Below are 9,391 nucleotides of genomic sequence, written 5' to 3' on the forward strand. Positions count from 1 at the left end.
GAGTTCGCGGTACGTCAGAGAGATCGTGCAAGCCGGATTTACGACTGCTGCGCAGCCGGACGCAGGCTACGCCAGCTGCTACAGATTGCGTTGTGGCATAACTGATCGGCATTAGCCGCTTGAATAAGCGGCTCTTTTTCTTCGTTGGTCGCCTGTCACTGGCTGGCGTCCAGCACCACGCGGTAGCGCGCCTTGCCGCTGCGCAAGTGATCGATGGCGTCGTTGATCCGGCTCATGGGAAACATCTCGACCTGCGGCAGGATCTGGTGGCGGGCGCAGAATTCCAGCATGGCCGCGGTATTGGCGGGTGAACCGACCGGTGAGGCGGACAGGGTTTTTTGCTGGGGAATCAGGTTGAACACGTGGACCGGAATGGCGTCGGGCACGACGCCGACAAAGTGCAGGCGCCCCTTGCCGCGCAGGGTGGCGAGCATGGCGGTCCAGTCGAGGTTGGCGTTGGCGGTGACCAGGAGAAAATCCAGAGTGCCGGCAATGGCGTTGAGCGCATCAGAGTCGGTCGAGGCGACCACCTTGTGTGCGCCCAGGCGCCTGGCTTCGTCCTGCTTGCTCAGCGATGAGGTGAACGCCGTGACTTCGCAGCCCCAGGCGTTGAGAAAGCGCAGCGCCAGGTGACCAAGGCCGCCGATGCCCACCACGCCGACCCGGTCAGTGGGCTTGATGCCGAATTCCACCAGCGGGTTGAACACGGTCGAGCCGGCACAGAACAGCGGCCCGGCCATCGCCGGGTCGAGCCCGGCCGGGATCGGCAGGGCCCAGGCCCAGTGCGAGCGGACGCGGTCGGCAAAGCCGCCGTTGCTGCCGATGATGGTCGGTTGCACCGTGCTGCACAGGTTATGCGAGCCTTCGATACAGGACGTGCAATGCATGCAACTGCCCTTGTACCAGCCGATGCCCACCCGTTGCCCCGGTTCCAGGCCGCGCACCTGGGCGCCCATCCGCACGATACGGCCGACCACCTCATGGCCGGGAATGAACGGGTAGCGGCTGATACCCCAGTCGTCGTCAATCAGCGACTGATCGGAGTGGCAGACGCCGCAATATTCCACGGCGACTTCCACCTCATCGTTGCCCAACGGACCGGGATCGTAGCTGTAGCGTTCCAGTGGCGCGCCCGCGGTCGTGGCGGCCCAGCCGGTAAAGGTGGTGAGTTCGCTGCTGTCGCTCATGGGATACCTCCAGATCAGAAGTCAGGGGTCTTGGCCGCTCGGGTGCCGCGGCGGAGCGAGGAAAGTGTAGCGGGTTGCCGGCGGTCCATCGGGCGCGAGCCTGGATACTTGAAAATACAAAGGCGCCCGATCTGGACACAATGCCGATACATGAATGCGGTTTCATGGGCCAGGTCCCACGCCCACAGAGAGATCCGCCATGTTCCGCAAACTGCAGCAGGTCGCCAGATTGTTCAGCCAGAGCGCCCGATTGATGGTCGGCGTTCCCGAGTACGACAACTACGTGGCACAAATGGCCCGCAACCGTCCGGGCGAACCTGTCATGAGTTATGAGACGTTTTTCCGTGAACGCCAGGAAGCACGTTTTGGCCGGGGCAAGTGCAATACGCGGTGCTGCTGACCCGGGAGTTACCTCAGAAATCCAGATCAATCACGAAGGCATCATCGAAATCGGGATTTTCATTGATGCCGTTCTTGGCATAGCCCCGAGGGTTGCAGACCACGCGGGTGTTGCCCACCCGATAATCGAAGCTGCCATGGGTGTGCCCATGCAGCCACAGTGCCGGCTGCCAGTCTTTGATCCGCGCTTCGAGGTCCGAGACAAAGCTTGAGTTGACCGGCGAACCGGCAAAGCTCGGGCCGATGCTCGATCGTGTCGGGGCGAAATGGGAGACCACCACCGTGGGTGTGCTGCTGTCGCGGGCGAAGCAGTCTTCCAGCCAGGCGACCGTCTGCAGAAACACCAGCTGGGAAATGGCCGGCGTGAACAGGTCTGGAAAGTCGGGGGCGATTTTGATGTGGCTGAAGTCGCGGATCAGTTGAGTCGCCAGGTTGATACCCAGCGCTCGATCCTCAGGGCTGTGGAGCAGACGATAGTCTGACCACAAGGTGCAACCGAGAAAACGCACGCCGTCGTGGACGTACTCCGAACGTTCCAGAACGTGGATCTGCGTGCCTTGCGCCAGGCTGTTCAACTGTTCGTAGGTGGAGACCAGGTCACTGCCATAGAACTCGTGATTACCCGCCACGTACAGCAGCGGAACCGGGCACGCACTGGCCCACTCGATGGCCTTGGCGGGGCGTGCGATGTCCCCGGCGAGCACGACAATATCGGCCTCCACGGCGGGAAAAGGGACCGCGTTGACGGACAGGTGCATGTCGGACAGCAAGGCGATGCGCATGGATCAACTCCGGCGTGTCTTGGAGGGCTGGCCGTTCAAATTACCTGTTGTTAACCCGTTGTCACAAGCCTGCTCCCACAGTTTGATCTTCAGTGAATACCAACCTTGCGACCGGCCACAATCCCTGTGGGAGCGGGCTTGCCCGCGAAGAGTCCGGCAAATCCAATAGAGATATTGACTGAACTACCGCCTTCGCGGGCAAGCCCGCTCCCACAGTTTTGATCTTCAGTGAACGCCAATCCCACGGCTGGCCAAAATCCCTGTGGGAGCGGGCTTGCCCGCGAAGAGTCCGGCAAATCCAATAGAGATATTGGCTGAACCACCGCCTTCGCGAGCAAGCCCGCTCCCACAGTTGACTGGTTTACTTCAAATACCACCCCCACGGCTGGTCGCTGACGTACTCGGTCACCTGCTTGACCTCAAGATAATTGTGCAACCCCCATTGCCCCAGTTCCCGGCCGATGCCGCTGTGTTTCATCCCGCCCCAGGGTGCTTCGACGAAGGTCGGTTGCGAGCAGTTGACCCAGACGATCCCGGCGCGTAGCTGGTTGGAGACCCGGGCGGTGCGTTGCAAATCAGCGCTCATCACGGCGGCGGCCAGGCCGAAGCGGCTGGCGTTGGCCATTTGCACCGCTTGTTCTTCGGTCTTGAAACGCTTGATGCACAGCACCGGGCCGAACACTTCTTCGCGCCATAGAATGCTGCTGTGGCCTGGCTCGTCGAAAATCGCCGGCTCGACGAAGTAACCTTCGCGCAAGTGCGCCGGTCGCCGTCCGCCGGTGAGCAAACGGGCGCCACTGGCCAAGCCCTGGTCGATGAAACCGAGTACCTTGTCGTACTGGCCCTGGCTGACCAGCGGCCCGATCAGTACACCGGGCTGCATGCCCGGGCCAATGCTGATCTTGCGGGTTTCCTCCACCAGACGTTCGATCAGGCGCGGGGCGATGCTTTCCTGCACCAGCAGGCGTGACGTGGCGCTGCACACCTGGCCCTGGTTCCAGAAGATCCCGAACAGAATCCACTCCACGGCGGCGTCGACATCGGCGTCATCGAACACGATGAAGGCCGACTTGCCACCCAGTTCCAGGCTGATGTTCTTGATGTCCCGCGCTGCCGCCGACATGATTTTCGCCCCGGTGGGCACGCTGCCGGTGAAGGCCAGTTTGTCTACGCCCGGATGCTCGGTGAGTGGGCTGCCGGCGTCGGCGCCGAGGCCGGTGACCAGGTTCAACACCCCGGCTGGCAGGCCGATACGATCGGCGGCGGCGGCCAGTTCCAGGGCGGTCAGCGGCGTCAGCTCGGACGGTTTCAACACCACCGTGGCTCCGGCGGCCAAGGCTGGCGCCACCTTCCACGCGGCCATCAGCAGCGGGTAGTTCCAGGGAATGATCTGTCCGGCCACGCCAATCGGCTCGTGGCGGATGCGGCAGCGGAAACGCTCGTCCGGCAAGGCCAGCGGCTGGTCCTGTTGCCGGTCCAGATCGCGGGCCAGACCGGCGTAGTAACGGAAGCAGGCAATGGCATCGCCGATGTCCCACTGTGCTTCGGGCAGCGGTTTGCCGTTGTCGCGTACTTCCAGTTCCGCCAGCGCTTGCTGGCCATTTTCAAGCTCGGCAGCCAATGCCTCCAGCCACTGCGCACGTTCAGCTCCGCTGGTCTGACCCCAACCGTTGTCGAAGGCCCGCCGGGCTGCACGCACGGCATGGTCGACGTCTTCTTCGGTGCCGGCCGCGACCCGGTGGAAGACCTGTTCGGTGGCCGGGTCGATCACGTCCAGATAGCCGCCCAGGTCCGGACTGACCCATTCGCCGTTGATGTAGAGCTGATCACGCATGGTGCGACTCCTGGACGCCGGTGCGGCGGTTTTGCAGATGGCGGGAAGTGAACAGCAGGGCCAGCGACACGCAGATGATCACCGTGGAAATCGCGTTGATCTCCGGCGTCACGCCGCGACGAATGGAAGAAAAGATGTAGATCGGCAGCGTCGTTTCTGACCCGGCGACGAAGAAGGCGATGATGAAATCGTCGAAGCTGAAGGTGAACGCCAGCAGGAACCCGGCCATGATCGCCGGGCTGATCTGCGGCAGGGTCACCCGCCAGAAGGTGTCCATCGGTGGCGCGTACAGGTCCGCCGAGGCTTCCAGCAAGGCGTTGTCCAGGGAGTCGACGCGGCTGCGCACGATCACCATCACCAGGGCCATGGTGAACAGCGAATGCGCGGCGATCACCGTAAAGAAACCCATGTTCAACTTCGGCACCGTCGGCAGCCAGTTCGCCAGCAGCGGGTTGATCAGGTCGAACAGGCTGATGAAGGCAATCAGCGTCGAGATGCCGATGACGATGCCGGGCACGATGATTGCGCAATAGGTCAGCGCATCGAACAGCATTCGCACCTTGGGCCCGGTACGTTGCAGGCCGAACACTGCGAGGGTGCCGAACAGCGTGGCAATCACCGCCGAACTGAACGCGATCAGCGCGCTGTTGCCCAGGGCCTCCATGATGAACGGGTTGCCGAACGCGGTGCCGAACCATTGCACCGAGCAGCACTGGAAGGCCAGACCACTGCGCCCGGCGTTGAAGCTGAACAGTACGATCAAGGCAATCGGCGCGTAGAGGAACAGGTACAGCGAGGTCGAATAGCTGCGCAGCCACATGTCACAGGCCTCCGTCGGCAGGGCGGCCGCCATAGCGCGCCACCAGTTTCAAGTACACGCCGATGATCAGCAGCATCATCGCCACCAACGTCATGGCCAGCGCACTGCCGAACGGCCAGTTGCGCGATTGCAGGAACAGGTCGACCAGCGCGTTGCCGACAAAGAACACCTTGCCGCCGCCGAGAATGGCCGGGATCAGGAACTCGCCCATCAGCAGGATGAACACCAGCATCACCCCGGTGATGATCCCCGGCGCGGACAGCGGCAGGGTGATCCGGCGAAAGCTTTCGAAGGCACTGGCGCCCAGGTCCGCCGAGGCTTCGAGCAGGCGTTTGTCGAGTTTTTCCAGGCTGACGTAGATCGGGAACACCATCAGCGGCAGGTAGCCGTAGACGATGCCGATCAGCACCGCCCACGGCGTGTTGATCAGCCGCACATCCTCAAGACCCAGGCTGGCCAGCAGCGCCGGAATGCCCTTGCCGCTGAGGATGAAAATCCACGCGTAGGTGCGGATCAGGAAACTGGTCCAGAACGGCACGATCACCAGGGTCAGCAACAGCGAGCGGTTCCGGCTGACCTTGACCGCGAGGAAGTACGCCAGCGGATAGGCCGCCACCAGGCACACCAAAGTGCCCAGCGGCGCGAGCATCAGCGTGTTGCTGAGCGCCGCGCCGCGAGAACCGAGGTTCAGGTAGTTGGCCAGGGTGAAGCCACCGGCGTAACCGCCCACGGCGCTGCGCTCGCCGAAACTGAAGACCAGGATGATCACCAGCGGCATCAACAACAGCAGCAAGAACCACAGGGTCGAAGGCAAGAGCATCAGCAGGGTGATGCGCCGGCCGAGGCTGCGCCGTTGGCGAACCTCGACCGACAGGGCATGGCCCGGCTGCACCGTTTGCGGGTGGGCGGCGGCATTCATGGATGACTCCTCATTGGCCATGGTCAGGCGATCAGGCGGACTTGAAACGCGCCATCAGTTCGGCGCGGGCCGGGCTGGTCAGCGTCGCGGCGGCACCGAACTCCAGCGGGCTCAGGGCCTCGGCGGCCGGGTACATGATCGGATCGTCGAGCATCACCACCGGCAGCAGTGCGTCGACACGCTTGTCGCCGCTCGGGTAGCCGTGGCTCAGCACTTCGAGCTTGTTGTGCTGCGGGTCGAGCAAGTAGTTGATGAAGGCGTAGGCGGCATCCTTGTGCTCCGAGCTTTTGGGAATCGCGAAGAAGTCGCTCCACAGCTCACCACCTTCCTTGCCCAGTTCGAACTGCATTTGCGCGTTGTCGCGGTGCAGTTGCGAGGCGTCGCCGGTCCAGGACATCGCCAGCCAGGCATCGCCGCTGCGCATCGACGGCTGGATGTCGGAGTTGATCGCGAACAGGTGCGGCTTGACCTCGATCAGCAGTTTTTCCGCGTCGGCCAGTTCTTTCGGGTCCAGGGAATTGAAGCTGTAGCCGAAGCTTTTGAGGGCATTGCCGATGGCGGTCAACTGGTAGTCGTGGACGATCGTCCGGCCACTGGCGGGGCCTTGGGCGGCGGCCCAGAATTCCTTCCAGCTGCCGGGGCCGTTTTTCAGCTTGCCGGCGTCGTAGAGCATGCCGGTGGTGCCCCAGTTTTTCGGCACTGCGTAGACCTTGCCGTCCACCGTGCCCTGGGCCATGAACTTCTGCTGGAACGCCGAGGCGTCGAAGTTGGGAATGCGCGACAAGTCCAGGGGCTCGATCAGCCCCAGCCCGACGTAGGTGCTGATGGTGTAGTTGGTTGGCACCAATACGTCCCAGCCGCTGCCGCCGGCCTGCAATTTGGCGAGCATTTCTTCGTTGGAGCCGAAAACACTCATCGACACCCGGGCGCCGGTGGTCTTGCCGAAGGCGTCGAGGTTTTCCTGGCTGTGGTAGTTCGGCCAGGTCGCCAGCGCCAGGCGATCACCCAGTTTGCCTTGCTCGGCGGCCTCGGCGGTGGAAGTCAGCAGGCCGGGCATGTTGGTGGCGACCACGGCGGCGGCGATCCCCAGGCCCGTGCGGCCAAGGAACTCGCGGCGGCTGATCGAGCCGTTCTGCCAGCTGCGCAGGGTTTTTATAAAAGTCTTCTGGTCCATAGCACGCTCCACATCCGGTTGATGAAACGAATCGATGATTTACAACGCCATGGCCAACCCATTGGCGTGATCCCAGCCGACGCGCACTGGCGCGCCGTGTTCGAATGTATTGGCACCGTGGTCCTGCTGGCGCGGCACCCGCACGCAGACCACGCCGAAGGCCTGGGTGCGCACGCGGTATTCGGTTGAGTTACCCAGGTAGATGCGGTCTTCGACACAGCCTTGCAGCTTCACCTCCCGGGCCATCTCGGCGTTGGCGCTGGCGATGCTGATCAACTCCGGGCGCACGGCGATGCAGCCGGCTGCATTGGCGCTCAGGCCTTTGCCGGTGGGCGTCAGTGGGCTGGTCAGCTCCAGGCCCTGCTCGGTACGCAGCACCACCGAGTTGCCGTTGAGCTGGCGCACGGTGCCGTCGAACAGGTTGGACTCGCCGATAAAGTCAGCCACGTAGCGACTGGCCGGGGCTTCGTAGAGTTGTTCCGGAGTGGCGGTCTGGATGATCGATCCGTTGTGCATCACGCTGATGCTGTCGCTCATCGACAGGGCTTCTTCCTGGTCGTGGGTGACCAGCACGAAGGTGATGCCGACCTCGCGTTGCAGGCGCAGCAGTTCCGACTGCATCTCCTTGCGCAGCTTGCGGTCCAGCGCCGCCAGCGGCTCGTCGAGCAGCAACACCGTCGGCTTGTTGACCAAGGCGCGGGCGAGGGCGACACGCTGTTGCTGACCGCCGGACAGTTCACTCGGCTTGCGCTGGCCGAAGCCGCTCAGGCGTACCATCTCCAGCGCCTCATCGGCCATGCGCATTTGCTGCTTTTTGTCCGGGCGCGGATTGCGATAACGCAGGCCGTAGGCAATGTTCTGCGCCACGGTCAGGTGCGGGAACAGCGCGTAATGCTGGAACACCATGTTCACCGGCCGCTCGAACGCCGGCACCCCGGCCACGCTTTTACCGGCCAGACGGACCTCGCCGCTGGTGGGCTGCTCGAAGCCGGCGATCATGCGCAGGGTGGTGGTCTTGCCACAGCCCGAACCACCGAGAAAGGAATGAAACGAGCCACGGCGCACCGCGAAATCCAGACCGCTGACGGCCTGCACCTCACCATAGCGTTTGACCACATTGCAGAATTCGATATCGCTTGGCGGGGTGTTGTTCACGAGGCGGGCTCCCTTGCAGTGATGAATCAGTGCGTCGGGGGCCAAACTAGCAATGGGGGTTTTGCGGTGTATATATCCCTTGGGGGATAGGAGCAGCGGCAAGCTACAAGCTACAAGCTACAAGCTACAAGCTACAAGCTACAAGCTACAAGCTACAAGCTACAAGTTTTTCAGTAGACGTATGACGTAACGATCATTGATAAACCCCGAGTTCAATCCGGGTCAGATAATTTTCAACCTTCTGGTATCCAGGCGAGTTGCTGATCAGTTCCAGCGGGATGTTGCCTTCCAGATACTTGCAAGGTCTCTTTAGCCAGTCCTTAGCCAATTGCTGATTGCCAAACACGTTAATGGCGTGTTTCAAGGTCCGCGCATATCGGACTGTATTTTTCTGCTGGTTTAGACGCACCGATTTGATCTCCTTCGCCATCGCATGTACTTGCCTGGGGCTGCAAAGTTAACCTTCGAACTTCCGATGACCAACCTTAAAATGGCGTCGGATGTTTCCTGCATTTCCCTGATATTTTCAACGCCTGTAGGGCGTGTAAACCCTATGCTGGAGCGTGGTGTTTAAGCGCTGTCAGCGTTACTTCCCGCAAGCTACAACGGCTTGCGTCATTGCCTACAGGTACGCCAGAATCCGCCGGCTTGTGCGCCTTGGGGGCGGGTCTTATCGTTTGCCGGTCACTGAAAAACAGTGATCGGGTTTGGTAGCCCGGTAACTAGGCGTATTGGTTTTGCCGTCGACAGGCCTTTTCAGGCGTCTGATTTATGGTGGCCATGCGCAGGGCTCCTTCGGGAGCGCCGGGTCCTAGTAACCGGTCTACCAACCCGCGTATGGTCGCCACCCCCTCGTTTGGTAGCGAGGTGAAGGCTCCTCTTTCTAACTAGGAGTTTCACTATGTTCAAAGTCACACCCAACCCGCCGGATACCGATCCGGCATCCCCGTACGAAAGCCTCGATTCAAGCAAGCTCCACGAAGCCGCCGAGCGCGCCCTCAACCCAGGCCCCCACATCATGGCCACCCATCACAAACCCAGCACGATGTTCATCGTCAATCCCGAACTCAATACTGAAACCTTGCTGGTGCACGCCTGCGAGTCGCTGGCGTCGGCCAATG

The 9,391-nt window shown here is 61.9% G+C and carries 10 protein-coding genes; 2 read left to right on the forward strand and 8 right to left on the reverse strand.

Annotation, left to right across the window (positions count from 1 at the left end; all coding sequences use genetic code 11):
* Positions 1 to 155: 155 nt before the first annotated feature.
* Positions 156 to 1,187: an NADPH-dependent aldehyde reductase Ahr gene (gene ahr, locus PMI34_RS12960; RefSeq protein WP_008050400.1), complete on the reverse strand. Its 1,032-nt coding sequence runs from the start codon at positions 1,185 to 1,187 to the stop codon at positions 156 to 158.
* 199 nt (positions 1,188 to 1,386) lie between these two features.
* Between ahr and PMI34_RS12955 the strand changes: the two genes are divergently transcribed.
* A complete protein-coding gene (locus tag PMI34_RS12955) occupies positions 1,387 to 1,587 on the forward strand; it encodes a YbdD/YjiX family protein (RefSeq protein ID WP_008050401.1) in 201 nt (66 codons plus the stop codon).
* Between the two features lie 13 nt (positions 1,588 to 1,600).
* On the opposite strand, the gene PMI34_RS12950 is transcribed toward PMI34_RS12955, so the two are convergent.
* The 7 genes from PMI34_RS12950 to PMI34_RS12920 all read right to left on the reverse strand — a co-directional run bounded on the left by PMI34_RS12950 (position 1,601) and on the right by PMI34_RS12920 (position 8,700).
* Entirely contained in the window at positions 1,601 to 2,368 is a 768-nt protein-coding gene (locus PMI34_RS12950; protein WP_008050402.1) for a metallophosphoesterase, read from the reverse strand.
* Positions 2,369 to 2,729: 361 nt separating this feature from the next.
* Entirely contained in the window at positions 2,730 to 4,202 is a 1,473-nt protein-coding gene (locus PMI34_RS12945; protein ID WP_008050403.1) for an aldehyde dehydrogenase family protein, read from the reverse strand.
* Complete coding sequence (locus tag PMI34_RS12940) at positions 4,195 to 5,022, reverse strand: ABC transporter permease (RefSeq protein WP_008050404.1); 828 nt, start codon at positions 5,020 to 5,022, stop codon at positions 4,195 to 4,197. The genes PMI34_RS12945 and PMI34_RS12940 overlap by 8 nt, the downstream gene beginning before the upstream one ends.
* 1 nt (position 5,023) lies before the next feature.
* Positions 5,024 to 5,941 carry an ABC transporter permease gene (locus PMI34_RS12935; protein WP_008050405.1) on the reverse strand — a complete coding sequence of 306 codons (918 nt, stop codon included), beginning with the start codon at positions 5,939 to 5,941 and terminating at the stop codon, positions 5,024 to 5,026.
* A gap of 31 nt (positions 5,942 to 5,972) precedes the next feature.
* Positions 5,973 to 7,115 carry an ABC transporter substrate-binding protein gene (locus tag PMI34_RS12930; RefSeq protein ID WP_008050406.1) on the reverse strand — a complete coding sequence of 381 codons (1,143 nt, stop codon included), beginning with the start codon at positions 7,113 to 7,115 and terminating at the stop codon, positions 5,973 to 5,975.
* A gap of 39 nt (positions 7,116 to 7,154) precedes the next feature.
* The gene (locus PMI34_RS12925; RefSeq protein WP_008050407.1) at positions 7,155 to 8,270 is read right to left on the reverse strand and encodes an ABC transporter ATP-binding protein; all 1,116 of its coding nucleotides are present in this window, start codon (positions 8,268 to 8,270) and stop codon (positions 7,155 to 7,157) included.
* A 193-nt stretch (positions 8,271 to 8,463) separates the two neighbouring features.
* Entirely contained in the window at positions 8,464 to 8,700 is a 237-nt protein-coding gene (locus PMI34_RS12920; RefSeq protein ID WP_008050408.1) for an antitoxin Xre/MbcA/ParS toxin-binding domain-containing protein, read from the reverse strand.
* A 471-nt stretch (positions 8,701 to 9,171) separates the two neighbouring features.
* Here PMI34_RS12920 and PMI34_RS12915 point away from each other — a divergent pair.
* The coding region (locus PMI34_RS12915; RefSeq protein WP_008050409.1) for a DUF6124 family protein at positions 9,172 to 9,391 on the forward strand (220 nt) is incomplete at its 3' end.

The organism is Pseudomonas sp. GM74 (assembly GCF_000282455.1).
Classification (GTDB): domain Bacteria; phylum Pseudomonadota; class Gammaproteobacteria; order Pseudomonadales; family Pseudomonadaceae; genus Aquipseudomonas.